Annotated in this window: 21 protein-coding genes; 14 read left to right on the forward strand and 7 right to left on the reverse strand. The window is 59.9% G+C overall.

From position 1 onward, the window contains the following. The coding region (locus BSU04_RS47110; RefSeq protein ID WP_218827291.1) for a hypothetical protein at positions 1–350 on the forward strand (350 nt) is incomplete at its 5' end. Here BSU04_RS47110 and BSU04_RS15200 read toward each other — a convergent pair. After that, positions 337–1113, reverse strand: coding sequence for an enoyl-CoA hydratase (locus BSU04_RS15200; RefSeq protein WP_089161383.1), 777 nt, complete (start codon positions 1111–1113; stop codon positions 337–339). The two genes, BSU04_RS47110 and BSU04_RS15200, sit on opposite strands and share 14 nt — an antisense overlap. 130 nt (positions 1114–1243) lie before the next feature. Between BSU04_RS15200 and paaN the strand changes: the two genes are divergently transcribed. The 4 genes from paaN (at position 1244) to paaK (ending at position 5715) form a co-directional block, all read left to right on the forward strand. Continuing rightward, entirely contained in the window at positions 1244–2953 is a 1710-nt protein-coding gene (paaN, locus tag BSU04_RS15205; RefSeq protein WP_089161384.1) for a phenylacetic acid degradation protein PaaN, read from the forward strand. Between the two features lie 120 nt (positions 2954–3073). Beyond that, positions 3074–3871: a 2-(1,2-epoxy-1,2-dihydrophenyl)acetyl-CoA isomerase PaaG gene (gene paaG, locus BSU04_RS15210; RefSeq protein ID WP_089161385.1), complete on the forward strand. Its 798-nt coding sequence runs from the start codon at positions 3074–3076 to the stop codon at positions 3869–3871. Positions 3872–3904: 33 nt separating this feature from the next. Next, positions 3905–4336 carry a hydroxyphenylacetyl-CoA thioesterase PaaI gene (gene paaI, locus BSU04_RS15215; RefSeq protein WP_089161386.1) on the forward strand — a complete coding sequence of 144 codons (432 nt, stop codon included), beginning with the start codon at positions 3905–3907 and terminating at the stop codon, positions 4334–4336. Positions 4337–4410: 74 nt separating this feature from the next. After that, positions 4411–5715: a phenylacetate--CoA ligase PaaK gene (paaK, locus tag BSU04_RS15220; RefSeq protein ID WP_089161387.1), complete on the forward strand. Its 1305-nt coding sequence runs from the start codon at positions 4411–4413 to the stop codon at positions 5713–5715. 64 nt (positions 5716–5779) lie between these two features. Here the strand turns inward: paaK and mltA are convergent, their stop codons facing one another. Further along, positions 5780–6946 carry a murein transglycosylase A gene (mltA, locus tag BSU04_RS15225; protein WP_089161388.1) on the reverse strand — a complete coding sequence of 389 codons (1167 nt, stop codon included), beginning with the start codon at positions 6944–6946 and terminating at the stop codon, positions 5780–5782. Here mltA and BSU04_RS47615 point away from each other — a divergent pair. Next, positions 6945–7067, forward strand: coding sequence for a hypothetical protein (locus tag BSU04_RS47615; protein WP_256982789.1), 123 nt, complete (start codon positions 6945–6947; stop codon positions 7065–7067). The genes mltA and BSU04_RS47615 overlap by 2 nt on opposite strands. 44 nt (positions 7068–7111) lie before the next feature. On the opposite strand, the gene apaG is transcribed toward BSU04_RS47615, so the two are convergent. Continuing rightward, positions 7112–7486, reverse strand: coding sequence for a Co2+/Mg2+ efflux protein ApaG (apaG, locus tag BSU04_RS15230; RefSeq protein WP_089161389.1), 375 nt, complete (start codon positions 7484–7486; stop codon positions 7112–7114). A 273-nt stretch (positions 7487–7759) separates the two neighbouring features. Between apaG and rpe the strand changes: the two genes are divergently transcribed. The 8 genes from rpe (at position 7760) to BSU04_RS15275 (ending at position 14993) form a co-directional block, all read left to right on the forward strand. Continuing rightward, complete coding sequence (gene rpe, locus BSU04_RS15235) at positions 7760–8455, forward strand: ribulose-phosphate 3-epimerase (RefSeq protein ID WP_089161390.1); 696 nt, start codon at positions 7760–7762, stop codon at positions 8453–8455. Continuing rightward, entirely contained in the window at positions 8452–9201 is a 750-nt protein-coding gene (locus BSU04_RS15240) for a phosphoglycolate phosphatase (protein ID WP_089161391.1), read from the forward strand. The genes rpe and BSU04_RS15240 overlap by 4 nt, the downstream gene beginning before the upstream one ends. A 404-nt stretch (positions 9202–9605) precedes the next feature. After that, entirely contained in the window at positions 9606–11102 is a 1497-nt protein-coding gene (gene trpE, locus BSU04_RS15250) for an anthranilate synthase component I (protein ID WP_089161393.1), read from the forward strand. Positions 11103–11116: 14 nt separating this feature from the next. Continuing rightward, positions 11117–11701: an aminodeoxychorismate/anthranilate synthase component II gene (locus BSU04_RS15255; protein ID WP_089161394.1), complete on the forward strand. Its 585-nt coding sequence runs from the start codon at positions 11117–11119 to the stop codon at positions 11699–11701. A 14-nt stretch (positions 11702–11715) separates the two neighbouring features. Beyond that, positions 11716–12747, forward strand: coding sequence for an anthranilate phosphoribosyltransferase (trpD, locus tag BSU04_RS15260; protein WP_089161427.1), 1032 nt, complete (start codon positions 11716–11718; stop codon positions 12745–12747). A gap of 12 nt (positions 12748–12759) precedes the next feature. Further along, positions 12760–13545, forward strand: coding sequence for an indole-3-glycerol phosphate synthase TrpC (trpC, locus tag BSU04_RS15265; RefSeq protein WP_089161395.1), 786 nt, complete (start codon positions 12760–12762; stop codon positions 13543–13545). A 21-nt stretch (positions 13546–13566) separates the two neighbouring features. Further along, positions 13567–14223 carry a CYTH domain-containing protein gene (locus BSU04_RS15270; protein ID WP_089161396.1) on the forward strand — a complete coding sequence of 219 codons (657 nt, stop codon included), beginning with the start codon at positions 13567–13569 and terminating at the stop codon, positions 14221–14223. Then, positions 14220–14993 (forward strand): uracil-DNA glycosylase, encoded by a 774-nt coding sequence (locus BSU04_RS15275; protein ID WP_089161397.1) that lies wholly within the window; start codon positions 14220–14222, stop codon positions 14991–14993. The genes BSU04_RS15270 and BSU04_RS15275 overlap by 4 nt, the downstream gene beginning before the upstream one ends. A gap of 60 nt (positions 14994–15053) precedes the next feature. Here BSU04_RS15275 and BSU04_RS15280 read toward each other — a convergent pair whose 3' ends face one another. From BSU04_RS15280 to BSU04_RS15295, 4 genes are all read right to left on the reverse strand, one after another. Next, positions 15054–15650, reverse strand: coding sequence for an FMN-dependent NADH-azoreductase (locus tag BSU04_RS15280; protein ID WP_089161398.1), 597 nt, complete (start codon positions 15648–15650; stop codon positions 15054–15056). Between the two features lie 148 nt (positions 15651–15798). Beyond that, positions 15799–17598: a M61 family metallopeptidase gene (locus tag BSU04_RS15285; protein WP_089161399.1), complete on the reverse strand. Its 1800-nt coding sequence runs from the start codon at positions 17596–17598 to the stop codon at positions 15799–15801. Between the two features lie 166 nt (positions 17599–17764). Then, positions 17765–18496 (reverse strand): DsbC family protein, encoded by a 732-nt coding sequence (locus tag BSU04_RS15290; protein ID WP_089161400.1) that lies wholly within the window; start codon positions 18494–18496, stop codon positions 17765–17767. Positions 18497–18543: 47 nt separating this feature from the next. Next, positions 18544–19716 carry a UbiH/UbiF family hydroxylase gene (locus BSU04_RS15295; RefSeq protein ID WP_089161401.1) on the reverse strand — a complete coding sequence of 391 codons (1173 nt, stop codon included), beginning with the start codon at positions 19714–19716 and terminating at the stop codon, positions 18544–18546. Positions 19717–19921 lie beyond the last annotated feature (205 nt).

Below are 19921 nucleotides of genomic sequence, written 5' to 3' on the forward strand. Positions count from 1 at the left end.
AAGCACCAAGCGCCCACACTTATCGGCTGTTAGTTTTTAAAGAACATTCGCTACCCACCGCACGATCCCTACCCTCAGAACCCTGCCGCTTTCGCGTCGCTGCATCTGCAGCACAGAAACGAGATTATGTCGTGCGCTTCGCTTTTCGTCAACAGGTTTTTTTACTTAACCCAGACTTTCCGATTCGCTGCGAAGCCCGTCCTGCTTGGCTCTGCGGCATCCTCTCAAGCGCCACGCTCACTGCACTTTCTCACTTCCCTTCGCCTCTTCGTGAAGCGAAGGAACGGAATTCTAGTGCCCGTTTCCTCCTCGCGCAAGGGGTTCGCGAAAAGAATTTCAGCGGTGCTTAAAAACCGGTTTCCGCTTCTCAACAAATGCGGCCATTCCTTCCTTCTGATCTTCAGTGGCGAAGAGCGAATGGAACATGCGCCGCTCGAAGTGAACTCCCTCCGCCAATGTCGATTCATATGCGCGATTAACGGACTCCTTCGCCATCATTACGGCAGGCAGCGAGAAGCTTGCGATTGTCGATGCGGCTTCCATTGCTTCATCTAATAAGCTCGCCGCCGGCACAACGCGGGATACCAAGCCTGCGCGCTCCGCCTCCTCGGCACCCATCATGCGTGCGGTCAGACACATGTCCATTGCCTTCGCCTTCGACACTGCGCGCGGCAAGCGCTGCGTACCGCCGGCACCCGGAATCACGCCAAGCTTGATTTCCGGTTGGCCGAACTTGGCAGTGTCCGCCGCAATGATGATGTCGCACATCATGGCCAACTCGCAGCCGCCACCAAGCGCGAAGCCTGACACCGCGGCAATGATCGGCTTGCGAATCGTGCGCACCGTTTCCCAGTTGCGCGTGATGTAGTCACCCTTGAACGTGTCCATGTAGGAGTAGCCGGCCATCATGCCAATGTCTGCCCCTGCCGCAAACGCCTTTTCGCTGCCGGTCAGCACGATCGCGCCGATGTTCTCGTCGGCATCGAATTGCTTCAGCACAACGCCAAGCTCATCCATCAGGGCGTCGTTTAGCGCGTTGAGCGCCTTGGGCCGGTTCAGCGTGATCAAGCCGACTCGTCCGCGGACTTCGGTCAATAAATTCTCGTAAGCCATGCATTCCTCCTATGTGAACTCGCGCGAAAACGCTTCGCGCACGCGTCTCGAAAATGCTAACATTCGCAAACCAACCGGTCGGTCAATTAATTGATCAAGCGTCCATCACCGTCACTCATCACTTGCCGCCATGACACATCCGCTATTCACGAAGCACGAAGCGACGCTTAACCAAGCGCTTGCCGCCATTGCAACACGTGGCTACTGGAGCCCGTTTCCCGAAATGCCGAGTCCCAAAGTGTACGGTGAAACGGCTAATTCGGACGGCGAGGCGGCCTTCAAAGCACACCTGAATCGGACGTTCGATCTGGACCAGCCGACAACCGGCGAGACAGTTGGCAATGAGCGTTCGCCTTTTGGGCTCGCGCTCGGAATTCGCTATCCGAAAGCGAACGTCGACGCATTGCTGGCTGCATCCGGGGCGGCTCAAAGCCAGTGGCGCGCGGCCGGTCCCAACGCGTGGGTGGGTGTAAGCCTCGAAATACTGACCCGGCTGAACAAGGCGAGTTTCGAGATCAGCTACAGCGTCATGCACACGACCGGGCAAGCCTTCATGATGGCCTTTCAGGCAGGCGGTCCGCATGCACAGGATCGTGCGCTCGAAGCAGTGGCCTACGCGTGGGACGAGCTTCGCCGAATTCCCTCCGAAGCTTATTGGGAAAAACCCCAAGGCAAGAATCCCCCGCTCGCGATGCACAAGCGTTTCACCATCGTGCCGCGCGGCACGGGTCTCGTGCTCGGCTGCTGCACATTCCCCACCTGGAACGGCTATCCGGGGATGTTCGCTGACCTGGCCACAGGCAACACGGTCATCGTCAAGCCGCATCCTGGCGCCATCCTGCCGATGGCAATTACGGTACGCATCGCTCGCGATGTTTTGCGCGAAGCCGGATTCGACCCGAACGTGGTCACGCTGCTTGCGACCGAAGCGAACGATGGCACCCTCGTTCAGGATCTTGCGCTGCGTCCCGAAATCAAGCTGATCGATTTCACCGGCAGCACGCAGAACGGCAACTGGCTCGAGCGCCACGCGCACCAGGCGCAGGTCTACACGGAGAAGGCCGGCGTGAATCAGATCGTGATCGATTCCGTCGATAACCTCAAAGCCGTTGCCGGCAACATCGCATTCTCGCTGGCGTTGTACTCCGGCCAAATGTGCACGGCCCCGCAAAACATCTACGTGCCACGCGACGGCATCCACACCAGCGACGGCCACGTGAGCTTCGAAGACGTCGCGAAGACACTCGCGGCCGCCGTCGAAAAGCTGGTCTCCGATCCGGCGCGTGCAGTCGAATTGACGGGCGCCATTCAAAATGATGGCGTGATGGCGCGCATTGTCGACGCCCGGCAACTGGGCGAAGTGCTGACGGATAGTCAATCGCTCGCTCATCCTGCGTTCCCTGATGCCCACGTGCGCTCTCCCCTGATGCTGAAAATGGACGTCCGCACCGACGCCGAAAAATTCACGCAGGAATGGTTTGGCCCAATCTCGTTCGTCATTGCGACGGACTCGACGACACAGTCGCTCGATCTGGCAGGATCGATTGCCGCGGAACACGGTGCGCTCACGTTCTCCGTATACAGCACAGACGATGCAGTAGTCGACGCCGCCTACGACGCAGCGATTCGCGGCGGTGTCGCGCTCTCGATCAATCTGACCAGTGGCGTGTTCGTCAACCAGACAGCGGCGTACTCGGATTTCCACGGCACCGGCGCTAATCCTGCAGCTAACTCGGCGCTGTCAGACGCAGCGTTCGTCGCGAACCGCTTCCGCGTTGTTCAAAGCAGAGTCCATGTTGCACCCAAGACCGCGCCGGCAACAGCTGGCCAAACGGCATAGGTGCCCAGCCCGCAACGCCGTGTGAAGACATAGGCCGTTCGGCCGAATGGAAAGCGGCGCCGGGCGCGGCTAGTATCGAAGGCATGCGTATTTGCACAACGTAGCGAGCAAGGAGATTCCATGTCCGACAACGGCAATCCAATCGTCATCACTATCGACGCCAGCACGCGTGTAGCCACGCTGACGCTCAATCGTCCCGACAAACTCAACAGCTTCACGCGGACGATGCATGAGGAATTGAGCAAGGCGCTCGATCAGGTTGAAGGAAGTAACGCTCGAGCATTGGTGATTACAGGGGCTGGTCGCGGTTTTTGCGCGGGCCAGGATCTCGCAGATCTTGACTTCACACCCGCAGCGATGACCAACCTGGGCGCGCTGATCGACCTGCATTTCAACCCACTCGTGCGCCGCCTGCAAGCGTTGCCGTTACCTGTGATTGCTGCCGTCAACGGTATTGCTGCCGGTGCCGGAGCGTATCTCGCTATGGCGTGTGACCTGATCGTAGCCGCCCGTTCAGCAAGTTTCGTCCAGGCTTTTGTGAAGATTGGTCTGGTTCCTGATTCCGGCGGCACGTGGCTTTTGCCGCGGCGCGTAGGTGAAGCACGGGCGCTGGGCCTCGCATGGACCGGCGACAAGTTGGGCGCCGAACAAGCCGAAACATGGGGACTGGTATGGAAAGTGGTCGACGACGAGCAATTGCAGAGCGCCGCACTGAAGCTTGCCGCACAACTCGCACAGCAGCCCACTAAGGCCATCGCTGCAATCAAGCACGCTATCCGTGCTGCCGCGAACAACACGCTCGATCAGCAACTCGATCTGGAGCGCGACATTCAACGCGAACTGGGTGACTCGCACGACTATGCCGAGGGTGTCGCAGCCTTCAAGGAAAAACGTGCGCCCCGCTTCGATGGCCTCTGAAACTCGATCAGAAAATTTCGGGAGAACACAGCAATGACGCCTGGAGAACTCGCCAACGCGACTGCGCAAGCCATGTACGAAGCGGATGCTTGCAGCCGTGCACTCGGCCTCGAACTCAAGGAAGTTCGTCCGGGGTACGCGCGCATGCAGATGAACGTCCGTGACGACTTTCTGAACGGCCACGGCATCTGCCACGGCGGGCTCATTTTCACACTGGCCGACTCCACGTTCGCGTTCGCCTGTAATTCGCACAACATCAATACGGTTGCGGCAGGCTGTTCAATTGAATTTTTGCGCGCGGTGAAGGGCGGTGACCGCTTGTCGGCAGAAGCTGTCGAACAATCACTGACGGGGAGGACCGGCATCTACGACATTCGCGTCACGAACAGTGAAGGCGAAATAGTCGCGATGTTCCGCGGCAAGTCCTCGCAGATAAAGGGCAATCTCGTTCCCGTGGAATCCTGATCCACTCCGCAAACCACAGCGCCCATACGAACTTTAGTCAGGCGATTGATTGACGATCAAGAAGGAGACACTCGATGAACAACGCGCTTCCGCTGGACCCGATCGAGACGGCCAGCCGCGACGAACTAACGGCGCTGCAACTCGAACGCCTCAAGTGGTCGCTCGCCCATGCGTATGAAAACTCGCCGGTGTACCGCCGCAAGTTCGACGAAGCGGGCGTGCATCCGGATGATGTGAAAACCCTGGCCGACTTGGCGCGCTTCCCGTTCACGACGAAGAAGGATCTCCGTGATAACTATCCGTACGGCATGTTCGCCGTGCCACACGATCAGATTTCGCGAATCCACGCGTCGTCGGGGACGACAGGCAAGCCGACTGTGGTTGGTTACACCGCGAAGGACATCGACACCTGGGCAAATCTCGTTGCGCGTTCTATTCGGGCCGCGGGTGCAAGGCGCGGTGACAAAGTGCACGTCAGCTACGGCTACGGTTTATTTACGGGTGGCCTCGGCGCTCATTACGGCGCCGAGCGTGCGGGTTTGACCGTGATCCCGTTCGGCGGCGGCCAGACCGAAAAGCAAGTACAACTGATCCAGGATTTTCGTCCAGACATCATCATGGTGACGCCCAGCTACATGCTGTCGATCGCCGACGAACTCGAGCGCCAGGGCGTTCATCCTGCCGATTGCTCGCTGCGCCTCGGCATCTTCGGAGCGGAGCCTTGGACGAACGACATGCGCACGGCTATCGAGAAGCGGATGGGCATCGACGCTGTCGATATATACGGGCTATCGGAAGTAATGGGACCGGGGGTGGCGTCGGAGTGTGTCGAGACGAAGGACGGCCCGACCATCTGGGAAGATCATTTCTATCCCGAGATCATTGATCCTGAGACCGGCGAGGTCTTGCCAGACGGCGAACTGGGCGAACTCGTATTCACTTCGCTGACCAAGGAGGCGCTGCCGATCGTTCGCTACCGGACGCGCGATCTCACCCGGCTTTTGCCGGGCAGCGCGCGAACAATGCGGCGGATGGAAAAAATCACGGGGCGCTCGGACGACATGATGATCGTGCGCGGCGTGAATGTATTTCCAACGCAAATTGAAGAGCTGCTGCTCAAGCAACACGCGCTCGCGCCGCATTACCAGATCGTGCTGACGAAAGAAGGTCCGCTTGATGTGCTCACGTTGAATGTCGAACCTTGTCCCGAAACGGCTCCGGATACCGGTGTTCTCGATCAGGCGAAAGCTGCGCTCAGTTACGACATCAAGGCTTTGATCGGTGTCAGCGCGGTGGTTCAGGTGCTGGGTGTGAACGGTATTGAGAGGTCAGTCGGAAAGGCGCGACGCGTGATCGACCGGCGCAAAGCAGCGAGTTGATTTGACAAGCGCCGGACAAAGCCGGCGCTTACGACCACTCTCGCTACATCTCCAACCCTCCCGGCTACGAATTCGGCAGCAGCAACCACATTCTGCCGGCCTGCTTCATCCGGCCAGCGAGATCTCCTGCGTCGTCGCCCAAACCCCAGAAATAATCCGCACGCACGCCACCCTTGATTGCGCTGCCGGTGTCCTGGGCGAACACCAGCCGGTTCATCGGCGCATTGCTCAACGGGCGAGTGGTCTGCAAGAAAACTGGCGTGCCGAGCGGGATGGAGGACGGATCGACGGCAATAGAGCGTTCGGGCGTAAGCGGAACACCCAGCGCGCCCACCGGCCCAATTCCCACACCAGCCGCCAGCGTTTCTGTGCCCGGCATCTCGCGGAAGAACACAAAGCGCGGATTGACGTCGAGCAATGCATCGACACGCGACGGATTCGCTTTCGCCCATGCCTTGATACCTTGCATCGTGGCCTGTGCAGGCGTGAGTTCACGTCGATCCAGCAACTCACGCCCGATCGATTTGTACGGCTGGTTGTTAGTCCCGCCAAACCCGACGCGCATCGTGGTCCCGTCTTCCATCACGACTTGTCCCGAGCCCTGGATCTGCAGGAAGAACGCTTCGATAGGATCGTCGACCCAAACCAGTTCGTTGCCGTTCAACACGCCCGAACTTTCAAGCTGGGCCCGCGTCGGCAACGCAGTCCCGGCTTTGAAGCGATACGGCCATCGATACAACGCGTACTGATAAGGCCCGTGACGTGTACGCGAACCGCGCAACAACGGCTCGTAGTAACCGGTCACTAGACCATCGAGCGTGCCGTCGGTGTTGGCCAATTGGAAAGGCGTGAAATACGCCTCGAAGAATTCGCGGGCGGCGTTCATGTCGAGATCGTCGAGTCTTTGCGCTGCCGCGCACGCCCGGCGCCACGCGGGCTGTTGCGCTAGACGGCTACAGTTCTGGCGCATTGCGGCAGTTGCGCCGAGCAGCGAATCGTCCTGCCAGCCAGGCACCTGCTGCCAGCTCACCGCAGTCAGACGGTTAGCCGCGCGCTGTCCCGCGATGATCGGCGCACCGGTCGGTGGCGCAAGATACCCGGACTTGATAGCACCGCCGCCACCGCACGAAGCGAGCAGGACGGCAGCTGTGATCGACGCCGCCCAGCCGGCCAATCCGGCGAGCGAGCGGGTGAAACGCATACAATGTTCGTTCTTGATGAGAACCGCCATGTCTGATCTATTCGACGAATACCCAATGCTTATCTTTGCGCTCGAGTCTCTCGTGGCGCTGTTTCTGCTGATCTTTATCGTCGTGTGGACGGCTTCGGGCAAGAAGAAAAACAGGCGCTAGGAAAAACGCAGGCGCCATGACAGCACGTGCTTCAGTGCTGCCAGTCAATGCAGCGTACGCGGCATGTGCAATGAAAACTCGGCAATTGGCGCCTCGAAACGCTCACCATCTTCGGCTACGCAAAAATACGAACCACGCATGGTGCCAACGGGCGTCGCAATGACGGCCCAGCTCGTATACTCGAATTTCTCGCCAGGCGGCAGCAATGGCTGGTTGCCCACCACGCCAAGTCCCTTTACTTCCTGCACCACGTCGTCGCTGTCGGTGATGATCCAGTGGCGCGAGATCAGTTGTGCCGCAACCTGCCCGGTATTGCGGATGGTCAGGGTGTACGCGAACGCGAACTGGTGAGCGTCCGGATCCGATTGTTCAGGGAGATATTGCGTCTGGACGGAAACGCTGAATTCATACTGGCTCATCGCTGTTCCAATTCAAAAAATGTGCTGCGCGGGTTCTAACCCTTTTTCGGACAGAGGCCCGGCGCGGATCGCGCGAATTTGCGTGAACGTCAGGTGACGCATTCTGCTTGATGCAGCCGGTGCCCGCAACAACACGCCACTGCGTGCAAGGGCTTTGTCTTACGCGCGAATCATCCGCGGAAGGCCGCAGGACGGGACGTAGGCCATTCGGTCAGCGGTCAAAAAGGTCGTCACGCTGTAAAATGCATTTTCCGCTTGCAACCGGCTGACGTCATGACGCAATTTCGCCTGTCCCCCAGTATTTTGTCCGCCGACTTCGCCATTCTCGGCGAAGAGGTCCGCAATGTGGTCGCCGCTGGCGCAGACTGGATCCACTTCGACGTGATGGACAACCATTATGTTCCGAACCTGACAATCGGCCCCATGGTCTGCGAGGCGCTGCGTCCGCATACGGATGTTCCTATCGACGTGCATCTGATGGTGCGGCCGGTAGATCGCATCGTGCCGGATTTCGCAAAAGCCGGCGCTAATGTGATCAGCTTTCACCCGCAAGGTTCGGATCATATCGATCGGACGCTTTCGCTGATCCGCGATCACGGCTGCAAGGCGGGCCTTGTCTTCAACCCGGCCACGTCGCTGAATCATCTCGACCACGTGATGGACAAGGTCGACCTGGTGCTGATCATGTCGGTGAATCCGGGCTTTGGCGGCCAGTCGTTCATTCCGGAAGCGCTCAACAAGCTGCGCGAAGCGCGTCGGCGTATCGACGAATACTGCGAGCGGACCGGGCGCGAGATTCATCTCGAAGTCGACGGCGGCGTCAAAATCGACAACATCCGGGAAATCGCGGAAGCCGGCGCAGATACGTTCGTGGCCGGGTCAGCCATTTTCGGTCACCACAATTACCACGACGTGATCGCGCAAATGCGCGCGGAGCTGGCCAAAGTGAATACCGGAGAAGCGCGATGAGCGAACTCACGGCCGAGCTTCCGGCGTTCACGAACAAGACGCTGCGCGCGGCGATCATCGATCTCGACGGGACAATGATCGACACCGCCGACGATTTCGTCGCCGGGCTGAACGGCATGCTGGCGCGGATTGGCACAAAGGCCACGGATCGGGACGAAGTCATTGGCTATATAGGCAAGGGTTCGGAGAACCTGATCCGCAGCGTGCTGGCCGTGCGGTTTTCAGCACTGGAAGCAACCACGAAGTTCGAGGACGCGCTCGCGATCTATCAGACGGAATACGCGCGCATCAATGGACAGCACGCCACCCTCTATCCCGAAGTCACGGAGGGCCTGAGAGCGCTGCGGGATCTCGGTTTGCCATTGGCATGCGTGACGAACAAGCCGCACAGGTTCGCTGTCGAATTGCTGGCGAAATTTGGCTTGACCGAATTCTTCAAGGTCGTGCTCGGCGGGGACTCGGTACCGCAAAAAAAGCCGGACCCGGCGCCTATGCTGATAGCCTGCGAGCGGCTGGACGTGCTGCCGCGCGAAGCTGTGGCCATTGGGGATTCGGAGAATGACGCACTGGCGGGTCGCGCGGCGGGCATGGCGACGCTTACGGTGCCTTATGGTTACAACCACGGCAAACCCGTGCACCTGGTGAAATCCGATGGTATAGTTTCTTCCCTGCTAGCCGCCGCACAGGCAATAGCAGCAACCATGGCCGCGCCCGTAGCACCCGGCGCGACAACATCGACCGACTAGTTCAATCCTCATGTTTCTGAACAAAAAACGGAGTCTGAGCAGCATCGACCGGGGAGCCTGGCCCTGGCGTCGCTGGTCGCGCTAACCTCGCCCGAGGGTCGCTGAAGCTCGTCTTCGGCAACCGTTTTTTGTTTCGCTGCGCATACCGCGCGCCGATCCCGCCGACTTGTTTTACCTTGATGCCTGGCCTGATCTGCATCATTCGTTGCGCCCAAATTTCGTTTTGCTGCCATGCCGTTTTAGCAAATGGCTCCGCCTGAACGATCGGGTCAGCGCTTGAAGCATCATGCGATGCGCAAACGAGAGCGAAGAGTGGGATACGCGCCGCGCGGTAAATTGTCCGCAGCGCCCAGTGTGTGCTCGATGTCGCCAAATCCAACAAGCGACACGTAAAGGATCAGAACATGACCGAACTCGAATTCCAATCGCTGGCGAATGAAGGTTTCAACCGCATTCCGCTGATCGCCGAGGCGCTGGCCGACCTCGAAACGCCGCTTTCGCTTTATCTCAAGCTGGCTCAAACCGAGCGTAACGGCGCCAACTCGTTCTTGCTCGAATCCGTGGTGGGTGGCGAGCGCTTCGGGCGTTACTCGTTTATCGGCTTGCCGGCTCGCACCATGCTTCGCGTGCAGAACGGCGTCTCGGAAGTGGTGAAGGACGGCAACGTCATTGAAACGAGCCAAGCCGATCCGCTGACGTTTATCGAAGAATTTCAGAAGCGCTTCAAGATTGCGCAGCGCCCGGGACTACCTCGTTTTTGCGGCGGTCTGGCCGGTTATTTCGGTTATGACGCCGTGCGTTATATCGAAAAGAAGCTGGCGCATTCGGCTCCGCGCGACGATCTCGGCCTGCCCGATATCCAATTGTTGCTGACCGAGGAAATGGCGGTTATCGATAACCTCGCCGGCAAGCTTTATCTGATTGTCTACGCCGACCCGACCACGCCCGAAGCGTTCACCAAAGCCAAACAGCGCCTGCGCGAATTGCGGTCTCGTTTGCGCACGACCGTGCAGCCGCCGGTGACGTCGGCGAGCGTGCGTACGGAGACGTACCGAGAGTTTGCGAAGGACGATTACCTGAACGCGGTGCGCAAGGCTAAGGAGTACATCGCGGCGGGCGAATTGATGCAGGTTCAGGTTGGCCAGCGGCTCGTGAAGCCGTTCCGCGATAACCCGCTCTCGCTATATCGCGCGTTGCGCTCGCTGAATCCTTCGCCGTATATGTATTACTACAACTTCGGCGGAGAGTTTCATGTGGTGGGCGCATCGCCGGAAATTCTGGTGCGGCAGGAAAAACGGGGCGACGAACGGATCGTGACCATTCGTCCGCTCGCCGGCACGCGGCCGCGTGGCAATACGCCCGAGCGCGACGCCGAACTCGCGACCGAATTGCTGAACGACCCGAAGGAAGTGGCCGAACACGTGATGCTGATTGATCTGGCACGTAACGACGTGGGCCGGATTGCGCAGACGGGGTCGGTAGTGGTGACGGACAAGCTGGCGATCGAAAAGTACTCGCACGTTCAGCACATCGTGAGTTCGGTGGAGGGCAAGCTGAAACCGGGTACGACGAATTTCGACGTGCTGCGCGCCACCTTCCCGGCCGGCACGCTGTCCGGCGCACCGAAAGTGCGGGCGATGGAAATCATCGACGAACTGGAGCCGGTGAAACGCGGCTTGTACGGTGGCGCTTGCGGTTATCTGTCGTTCACGGGCGAGATGGATCTCGCCATCGCGATCCGCACTGGTCTGATCCACAAGGGCAATTTGTACGTGCAGGCTGCAGCGGGTGTCGTCGCGGATTCGGTGCCCGAGTCGGAATGGCAGGAGACGGAGAACAAGGCGCGAGCAGTCCTGCGCGCCGCCGAGCAGGTGCAAGACGGCCTCGATAGCGACTTCTGATCCGGAGACAAACCATGCTGCTGATGATCGACAACTACGATTCGTTCACCTATAACCTGGTGCAGTATTTCGGCGAACTGGGCGAGGACGTGCGGACTTTCCGCAACGACGAAATTACCCTCGATGAAATCGCGAAGCTCAATCCCGAGCGCATTTGCCTGTCGCCGGGACCGAGCAATCCGCAACATGCGGGCATCACGCTCGAGGTGCTGCGCGAGTTTTCCGGAAAGATCCCCATTCTCGGTGTTTGCCTGGGCCATCAGGCTATTGGCGAGGCGTTCGGCGGACGCGTGGTGCGCGCGCAAACCATCATGCACGGCAAAGTCAGTACGATCGAAACGGATTGCCGCGGCGTGTTTTCCGACCTGCCGAAACATTTCAGCGTGACGCGATATCACTCGCTCGCGATCGAACGCGAGTCGCTGCCGGATTGCCTGGAAATATCAGCGTGGACGCCCGACGGTGAAATCATGGGCGTGCGTCATAAGGAACTCGCGGTCGAGGGCGTGCAATTCCACCCGGAATCGATTCTGTCCGAGCACGGCCACGCGCTGCTCGAAAACTTCGTCAAGAGCCCGGCGCAAGGCATTCGCGCGTGAACCGAGATCCGATCATGACTATTACAGCCCAGGAAGCGTTGCAACGGACAATCGAGCATCGCGAGATTTTCCACGACGAAATGCTGCACCTGATGCGCATGATCATGCGCGGCGAAATGTCGCCGGTGATGTCCGCCGCGATCATCACGGGCTTGCGTGTGAAGAAGGAAACCATCGGGGAAATTGCGGCGGCGGCGACCGTGATGCGCGAGTTCGCTAATCACGTGAGCGTGCCGGATAGCGAGAATCTCGTCGATATCGTCGGCACCGGCGGCGACGGCTCGCATACCTTCAACATCTCGACGGCCACCATGTTTGTCACGGCGGCCGCCGGCGCGAAGGTCGCGAAGCACGGCAATCGCGGGGTATCGAGTAAATCGGGCAGCGCAGACGTGCTTGAAGCATTGGGCGTGAATATCGATCTGAAGCCGGAACAGGTCGCGTTATCCATTGCCGAAACGGGCATGGGTTTCATGTTCGCGCCGAACCATCATCCGGCGATGAAAAACATCGCGCCGGTACGTCGCGAACTCGGCGTGCGGACGATTTTCAACATCCTCGGTCCGTTGACCAATCCAGCCGGCGCGCCGAATCAGCTGATGGGCGTGTTCCACGAAGATCTCGTCGGCATCCAGGTGCGCGTCATGCAGCGCCTGGGAGCTAAGCACGTGCTGGTGGTGTACGGCAAGGACGGCATGGACGAGGTGTCGCTGGGCGCGGCAACGGTGGTGGGCGAGCTGCGCAACGGCGAAGTGCGCGAGTATGAGATTCATCCGGAAGATTTCGGCCTGCAGATGGTGTCGAACCGGACGCTGAAAGTGGCCGACGCGCAGGAATCAAAGACCATGCTGCTCGGCGCGTTGAACAACAAGCCATGTGTCGCGCGTGAAATCGTGACGCTGAATGCGGGCACGGCGCTGTATGCCGCGAACGTGGTCGAATCGATCGAGGCCGGCATGGTCGTCGCGAAAGAGGTGATCGCGAGCGGACAAGCGCGCGAAAAAGTTGATGAACTTGTGCGCTTCACGCAGCAATTCGCAAAATAAGGAGGCCAGGACATGAGTGACATTCTCGACCGCATCATCGAAGTCAAACGCGGCGAAATTCGTATCGCTCAGGAAAGCGTGTCGCTCGAGGAACTGCGTGTGCAGGCGAGCAAGCGCGACTCGCGCGACTTCGTCGGCGCATTGCGCGCGAAGCACGCCGCGGGGAAGCCAGCGATCATCGCGGAAGTGAAGAAAGCGAGTCCGTCAAAGGGCGTATTGCGCGAGAACTTCGTCCCCGCCGATATCGCGAAATCGTACGAACAAGGGGGCGCCGCGTGCCTGTCAGTGCTGACCGACGTTCAATTCTTCAAGGGCAGCGTTGCATATCTCGAAGAAGCCCGCGCCGCCTGCAGCCTGCCGGTTCTGCGCAAGGACTTCATCGTCGATGCCTATCAGATCCTGGAAGCCCGCGCGATGGGCGCCGACTGCATCCTCCTGATCGCCGCCGCGCTCCAGCCCTTGCAAATGCGTGATCTGGAAGCGTACGCGCACTCGCTCGGGCTGGCGGTGCTCGTGGAAGTTCACGATCGTGACGAACTCGAGCAATCGCTTACCTTGAAGACGCCGTTGATCGGGGTCAATAACCGCAATCTCCGCACGTTCGAGACATCGATCGAAACGACGATAGGCATGCTCGACATGGTTCCCGAAGACCGTATAGTGGTGACCGAATCGGGCATCCTGAGCCGTGTCGATGTCGACCGGCTGCGCGCCATGGATGTGCAAACGTTCCTGGTCGGCGAAGCGTTCATGCGCGCCGAAGACCCCGGTACCGAACTGGCGCGAATGTTCTTCTGACGATGTTGCACGGAGTTTATTTTGAGCATTGAACGCGAGATCAAACTGGCGCTGCCCACGTCGGAACATGGCGAGATAGCGAAGGACCTGACGCGACGCACCGGTCGGGAAGGCCGCAAAATCCAGCTTACCAACGTGTACTTCGATACCCCCGACCGTGCGCTAGCGAAGGCAAAAAGCGCGGTGCGTCTGCGCGGCACGCCGGATCAATGGCTGCAAACGTACAAGACAGCGGGAGAATCGACGGGCGGTTTGCATAATCGACACGAGTGGGAACTCCCGGTAGCCGGCGAGGCGCTGGAAATCCCCGCGCTGCTTGGAATCTGCGACGACGAGAACGCTGCCAACGCGCTCAGCGACGCCGCGCCAGAATTGGCCGCCTTGTTCCGCACCGATTTCTCGCGTGTGATCTGGGACGTCGAGATTGACGGCGCGAAGATCGAAGCCGCGCTGGATCTTGGCGAAGTAGTGGCTGACGTGGACGGCGAGCGCTTGACCACGCCGATCAGTGAACTCGAACTCGAGCTGAAATCCGGCAACGAGGAAGCGTTGAACAACCTTGCCGCGCAAATGCGGGGGGCGTTTCTCTACCTTGAGCCCGAAGACGCCAGCAAGGCGCGCCGGGGATACGATCTGTGCGAGCCCAAAGTGGCCGGATCCAACGGTGGGCTGAAATGAGTCAGGCGTCGCTTTTTGAAGCAGCTCCTCCCAAAGCAGAAGCGTTCACCTCGCTGGAAAGTCAATTCGACGCGTTGCCGGTCGACTGGCGCAAACATCTGAAGACTTTTATCGATAGCCCGCATTACGCTGCGTTGTGCGCGTTCGTCGACGCCGAGCGCGCCGCCGGCAAGACCGTGTATCCCGCCGATGTCTTCCGCGCTTTGCGCCTGACTCGCCCCGGCGATGTGAAGGTCGTCATCCTCGGACAAGATCCGTATCACGGCGAAGATCGCGGTGCTCCACAAGCTCACGGTTTGGCGTTTTCAGTGCCGTCGCCGGTTCGGCCGCCGCCATCGCTGAAGAATATCTTCAAGGAAATCAACGCCAGCCTGGGCTTTGCAGCGCCCGCTCACGGTTGCCTCGACGCTTGGGCGCAACAAGGCGTGCTGCTGTTGAACACATCGCTGACCGTTGAACGCGATAAAGCCGGCAGTCACGCCAAACGCGGCTGGGAGCATTGCACCGACACACTGATTCACGAACTTGCCCTTCGGCACGAACATCTCGTGTTCATGCTTTGGGGCGCGCATGCGCAGGCAAAACGCGGGTTGATTGCGTCGGCGGTGGCGTCCGGGAAAGCGCACCACGTTCTGGAGGCACCCCACCCCTCTCCGCTGTCAGCCCATCGCGGCTTTCTGGGCTGCGGGCATTTTGTTTCGGCAAATACGTATCTCGAGGAACACGGGCGACCCGCCATCGACTGGCGTCTGCCTGACGCAGCTGCGTAAAAAAACCGCCGATGTCTCACGACACGGCGGTTTTTTTCAAGCGTCCTGCAATCTACAAGCTTACAGCGCCGCGATCGCGTCGCGTGCGGTCGCCAATGCGGCGCCGGCAGCGTCCGGGCCCATTGCCAGGCCTTCGGCGAAGATGAAGCTGACGTCGGTCATGCCCAGGAAGCCCAGGAACGACTTCAGATACGGCGTTTGCGAATCGTTCGGCGTACCGCTGTACTTGCCGCCTCGTGCGGACACAACAATCACTTTCTTGCCCGTTACCAAGCCTTCAGGGCCGTTCGCGCCGTACTTGAACGTGATGCCTGCGCGGGCGATCCAGTCGAAGTACGCCTTCAGTTGCGACGAAATGCCGAAGTTGTACATCGGTGCTGCGATCACGACCACGTCAGCCGCTTGCAATTCGGCGATAAGCGCTTCGCTCTTGGCGTGGATCGCGTTCTGTTCGGCTGTGCGCTGATCCGCGGGCGTGAAGAATGCGCCGAGGGTAGCGTCGTCAAGGTGCGGGAGGTTATCGGAGAGCAGATTGCGCACGACTAGCTTCGCACCCGGGTGCGCTTGCTGCAGCTTTGCAGCCACTTCGTCAGCCAGCAACGTGGATTGGGCGCCTTGCGAGCGGGCTGCGGAATTGATTTGAAGAATGGTCGTCATGATGATTCCTGTGTCTTGTGGAGTTCGAGCACGGATCGCGCTCTGACAGGACGCATTCTTCTTTTTTACGACGCCGGGAACAAGCTGTGCACTCGTGAAGGATTGTTGCAACAGTAGAACAATCCGACTTTATCCCTGCTTTAGCCCCTTAACCTTTCAACCAGCGTTCGCGCCATTGCCTCGATGGACCGCGGCCATCGGCAGTGGAAAGCACATAACGCGATATCTCCGGCGAATCAAGTTTGACCTGCGCGACGCGCAACTCGTCGCGCCGGAATGCGTGCACTTCAAGCTTCGCGCCTGGCAAATATCGCGACAGCAGCGTATCGAGGTTTGATCCCGTTACGCGCAAGCCGTCGATTGCAACCAGCACGTCACCCGCCGATAACCCCGCCTTCTGCGCCGCGCTGTTCTCGTGGACAGCCGCGAGTACGCAATCCGCACCATTGCGAACGCGGGCGCCCAGGGATGGTTTCGCCGCCGTGCCGTTGGTCGCGACATCGGGCGCGAACGTGATACCGAAGGGCTCGAACAACGTATCGAGTGGCAGATCGCGCGTGCCGTGAACACCCTCGCGGAACAGCTTTTTCAAGTCGGCGCCGGTCGCCTCGGCAAACAGCGCTTCCACTTCGCTTTCTTCGATACCCCGCGCTTTGCCGTGATAAAAATCGCGGCCGTAGCGTTGCCACAGAAGCCGCATGACGTCGTCGAGTGACTTCTTGCCTTCGGTTTGCGCGCGGATCGACAGGTCGAAAGCGAGCGCGACAAGCGAACCCTTCTGGTAGTAGCTGACAATCGCGTTCGCCGCGTTTTCGTCCTGCCGATAATATTTGACCCACGCGTCAAACGAGCTTTCGGCCACGGTCTGCTTGAGGCGACCCGACCCGCGCAACACGCCGCCAAGCGTCTTTCCCAGAAGCGAAAAATACTCGTTCGCGCTGATCAGGCCGCTGCGCACGAGCATCAGGTCGTCGTAGTACGACGTAAAACCTTCGAACAACCACAGCAGCGACGTGTAATTTTCCTGCGATAAATCGTATGGCGCGAACGCAGCGGGTTTGATGCGCTTCACGTTCCACGTATGGAAATATTCGTGGCTGCAAAGACCAAGATACGTTCGATAACCGTCCGTCACATCCGGGCGCCCGGCAACCGGCAGATCGGCACGATTGCAGATCAGCGCCGTCGATGCACGATGTTCCAGGCCACCGTAACCATCGGCGACAGCGACCGTCATGAACACATAACGATCAACCGGCGCCTTCTTCGTGCGCGGCTCGAACAAGGCAATTTGTGACTCGCAAACGCGCTTGAGGTCAGTTTCCAGGCGATGCATATCAAGCCCGGTCACGCGGCCTGAAATCACGATGTCGTGCTTCGCGCCGTAGGCGTCGAAGGAACCGAGCGCGAACTCGCCCAGCGTCACGGGATGATCGATCAACGCATCGTAATTCAGCGCTTCATAAGCGCCGAAGCCATAGCGCTTCGTGCCGCGCGCCTCTGGCAAGGCCGTCGCCACGCGCCAATTCGCGTATTGCTTGCCCACAGGCTTTTGAATGTCGACGATACACGGCGCATCGGCCTGCCCTTCCACCGCGAGAAACACGCTCGTGCCGTTAAAAAAGCCGATGGTGTCGTCGAGATGCGCCGCGCGCACCGAGAGGTCCCAGCCGTATACCTCGTAGCGCAGCGTGATCGGGCCATCGTGCGGTGCGCATTGCCACGCGTGCTTGTCGGTTTTATCGATGGCGAGCTTGCGGCCAGCGGCGTTGAACGCCTGCAGCGTGACGATATTGCGGGCGAATTCGCGGATCATATAGCTGCCCGGAATCCACACAGGCAGCACGAAACGCTGGCCCGACGGATCGGGTTGCGCGACGGTCAGCGTCACTTCGAACAGATGCGCGGCGGGATTTTTCGGAACGATGGTGTAACGGATGGCGTTCATGCGTCGAGGTCCTTTGTTCTTGTCGCCGGGTTTGGCTGTGCGCCCCGGCGTTTAGTGCCTGCGCGGTCCATGAGTGGACCCGTCGCGCAACTTCATGAAAGCGAAAGAGGCGCTTCGCGCGCCTCCTTCGTCGTTGGTCGACTAATCGTCAACTCAGACAGCTTAATCAGCGAACCGCCGACAACTCCTTCTCCAGCCGATCTGCCGGCACTGCGCCGGGCAGGCGGCGCCCGTCGGCGAGGAAAACGGTCGGCGTACCGGTGACGTTCATCGACTGGCCGAGCTTCAGGTTCTTGTCGATAGCGGTTGTGTCGCAGCTAGCGGCGGCAGTGGGCGCCGTGTGGTCGAGCATCCAGCCTTCCCACGCGCCCGAACGGTCCTTCGAACACCAGATCGACTTCGACTTGACCGACGAATCGGGCGACAAAACCGGATACAGGAAGGTGTAGACGGTGACGTTATCGACGGACTTGAGCGTGGTTTCCAACTGCTTGCAGTACGGGCAATTCGGATCGGAGAAGACAGCGATCTTGCGCGCGCCCGTGCCCTTCACCACTTTGACCGCGTTCTCGAATGGCAGCTTCGCGAAGTCGATCTTGTTCGTTTCCGCCAGACGCGCTTCGGTGAGATTCGTGCGCGTGCGGGTATCGACGAGATCACCCATCAGCAGATAGTTGCCGGTGGCATCCGTGTAGACGATCTGCGCGCCGAGATTGACTTCGTAAAGCCCCGGAACCGGTGACTTCTCCACGCTTTTGATGTCGGCGTCACCGATGCGCGATTGCAGCGTGGCCTTGATCTTGTCGGTGGTCTGATCGGCTTGTGCCGCAATGCCGATACCAAACACCGCGGCCAGCGTGGCAGCAGCGACCAGGGCGCGGCGAAGAGTGATTTTCATTCGAGTTTCCGTCAATCTTGAAGTAAGTGGGATGTTTTTAGCCAGTCCTAACCCAACGCCGCGGATACAAGCCAGCGCTTGATAAGCGGTTGTGCACCCACGAGCGCCATGCCTGTGTTGCGCAGCCCGCGAGCGAGCGTGCCGGGCATGGCGAAGAGTTTCTGCAGGCCGTCGCAGGCGAGCGTCAGTTTCTGGATGTCCTCGCGACGGGCGCGTTCGTATCGGCGCAGTAAAACGGGGTCGCCAGCCGTTCGGAACGCTTCCTTGTTGGCGAGGGTTTCGGCCAACGCGGCGACATCGCGCAAACCCAGGTTCATGCCCTGCCCAGCGAGCGGGTGAATCAGATGTGCGGCGTCGCCAACCAGCGCCACACGTGGGCCGATCAGCCGGTCCACGGTTTGCAGCGCGAGCGCAAAGCCCTGCGCCGGCGTCACGCATTCGAGTCCGCCAAGCATGTTCTGCGTGGCTTTTTCGACTTCCGCCGCGAGTTGGGCGGGATCGAGTTTCAGGAGGGTATCGGCGTGTTCGGTTTTAGCGGACCACACGAGCGAGACGTGGTCGCCGGGCAACGGCAGCAACGCGATGATCTCGCCATCGCGGAACCATTGGTACGCCGTCTCGCCGTGCGGCTTTTCGCACTTGAAGTTCGCGACCACCCCCGTTTGCCGATAGTCCCGGCGCTGCATCTTCGCGCCCGTTTGCGCCCGCACCCAGGAATGCGCGCCGTCCGCGCCGACCACCAGGTCCGCTTCGAGCGAGTCGCCGTTTGCGAGGGTCAGATGTGCGGCGTCGTCTTGGATCGACAGGCCTTGGGCGCGCGAATCGACCCACGTGAGGTTCGGCTGGAAACGCAGCGCGGCATCGAGCGATCGTTCGATCAACGACGATTCCACAATCCACGCCAATTGCGGCACGGCAGCCTGGAACGCGGAGAAATGCAGCTCGGCAAAAGCGTCGCCGAAAACGCGCATGTCCAGCACCGGCCCGAGCTTGTCGCGCTCCAGCGCCTGCCAGACGCGTAGCCGTTCCAGCAGCGCCTGCGAGCTCGATGACAGCGCGTAGATGCGGGAATCGAAGCTGTCGGCGGCGGGCGCGGCTGCAGCAGGCGTTGCCAGCAACGCCGTGCGCAAGCCGGATTGGGTCAGCGCGAGCGCCGCCGTCTTGCCGACCAGGCCGCCGCCGACCACAACCGCATGGAAATTTCGTGAGTGGAAAGTCATACAGCCATTATAGCCGCCGGGGTATTTCGGGATTCGATGTGCAATGGGAGGTTTCAGCGGGTGCGACGCCCTGTAGCGGCATTTCCTGAGCGCGCAGCCCACCCGGCCGTGGCGCTACAATAGCGGTTTTTCCGGCCCGCACGACGTGGCCGCCCGCTATGCGCGTAGGTCCCGGGGGTTGTGCAACCCGCGACACGCGTAACCA

Source organism: Caballeronia sordidicola (assembly GCF_002220365.1).
GTDB classification, from domain to species: Bacteria; Pseudomonadota; Gammaproteobacteria; order Burkholderiales; family Burkholderiaceae; genus Caballeronia; species Caballeronia sordidicola_C.

Coding starts and splice junctions, on each gene's coding strand:
- BSU04_RS15280 (WP_089161398.1), bottom strand. CDS start 15,650: ATGACGACCATTCTTCAAATCAATTCCGCAGCCCGCTCGCAAGGCGCC.
- mltA (WP_089161388.1), bottom strand. CDS start 6,946: ATGGCGGTTCTCATCAAGAACGAACATTGTATGCGTTTCACCCGCTCG.
- BSU04_RS15200 (WP_089161383.1), bottom strand. CDS start 1,113: ATGGCTTACGAGAATTTATTGACCGAAGTCCGCGGACGAGTCGGCTTG.
- BSU04_RS15285 (WP_089161399.1), bottom strand. CDS start 17,598: ATGAACGCCATCCGTTACACCATCGTTCCGAAAAATCCCGCCGCGCAT.
- paaN (WP_089161384.1), top strand. CDS start 1,244: ATGACACATCCGCTATTCACGAAGCACGAAGCGACGCTTAACCAAGCG.
- BSU04_RS15275 (WP_089161397.1), top strand. CDS start 14,220: ATGAGTCAGGCGTCGCTTTTTGAAGCAGCTCCTCCCAAAGCAGAAGCG.
- trpE (WP_089161393.1), top strand. CDS start 9,606: ATGACCGAACTCGAATTCCAATCGCTGGCGAATGAAGGTTTCAACCGC.
- rpe (WP_089161390.1), top strand. CDS start 7,760: ATGACGCAATTTCGCCTGTCCCCCAGTATTTTGTCCGCCGACTTCGCC.
- apaG (WP_089161389.1), bottom strand. CDS start 7,486: ATGAGCCAGTATGAATTCAGCGTTTCCGTCCAGACGCAATATCTCCCT.
- trpD (WP_089161427.1), top strand. CDS start 11,716: ATGACTATTACAGCCCAGGAAGCGTTGCAACGGACAATCGAGCATCGC.
- BSU04_RS15295 (WP_089161401.1), bottom strand. CDS start 19,716: ATGACTTTCCACTCACGAAATTTCCATGCGGTTGTGGTCGGCGGCGGC.
- trpC (WP_089161395.1), top strand. CDS start 12,760: ATGAGTGACATTCTCGACCGCATCATCGAAGTCAAACGCGGCGAAATT.
- BSU04_RS15290 (WP_089161400.1), bottom strand. CDS start 18,496: ATGAAAATCACTCTTCGCCGCGCCCTGGTCGCTGCTGCCACGCTGGCC.
- BSU04_RS15255 (WP_089161394.1), top strand. CDS start 11,117: ATGCTGCTGATGATCGACAACTACGATTCGTTCACCTATAACCTGGTG.
- BSU04_RS15240 (WP_089161391.1), top strand. CDS start 8,452: ATGAGCGAACTCACGGCCGAGCTTCCGGCGTTCACGAACAAGACGCTG.
- paaK (WP_089161387.1), top strand. CDS start 4,411: ATGAACAACGCGCTTCCGCTGGACCCGATCGAGACGGCCAGCCGCGAC.
- BSU04_RS47615 (WP_256982789.1), top strand. CDS start 6,945: ATGTCTGATCTATTCGACGAATACCCAATGCTTATCTTTGCGCTCGAG.
- paaG (WP_089161385.1), top strand. CDS start 3,074: ATGTCCGACAACGGCAATCCAATCGTCATCACTATCGACGCCAGCACG.
- paaI (WP_089161386.1), top strand. CDS start 3,905: ATGACGCCTGGAGAACTCGCCAACGCGACTGCGCAAGCCATGTACGAA.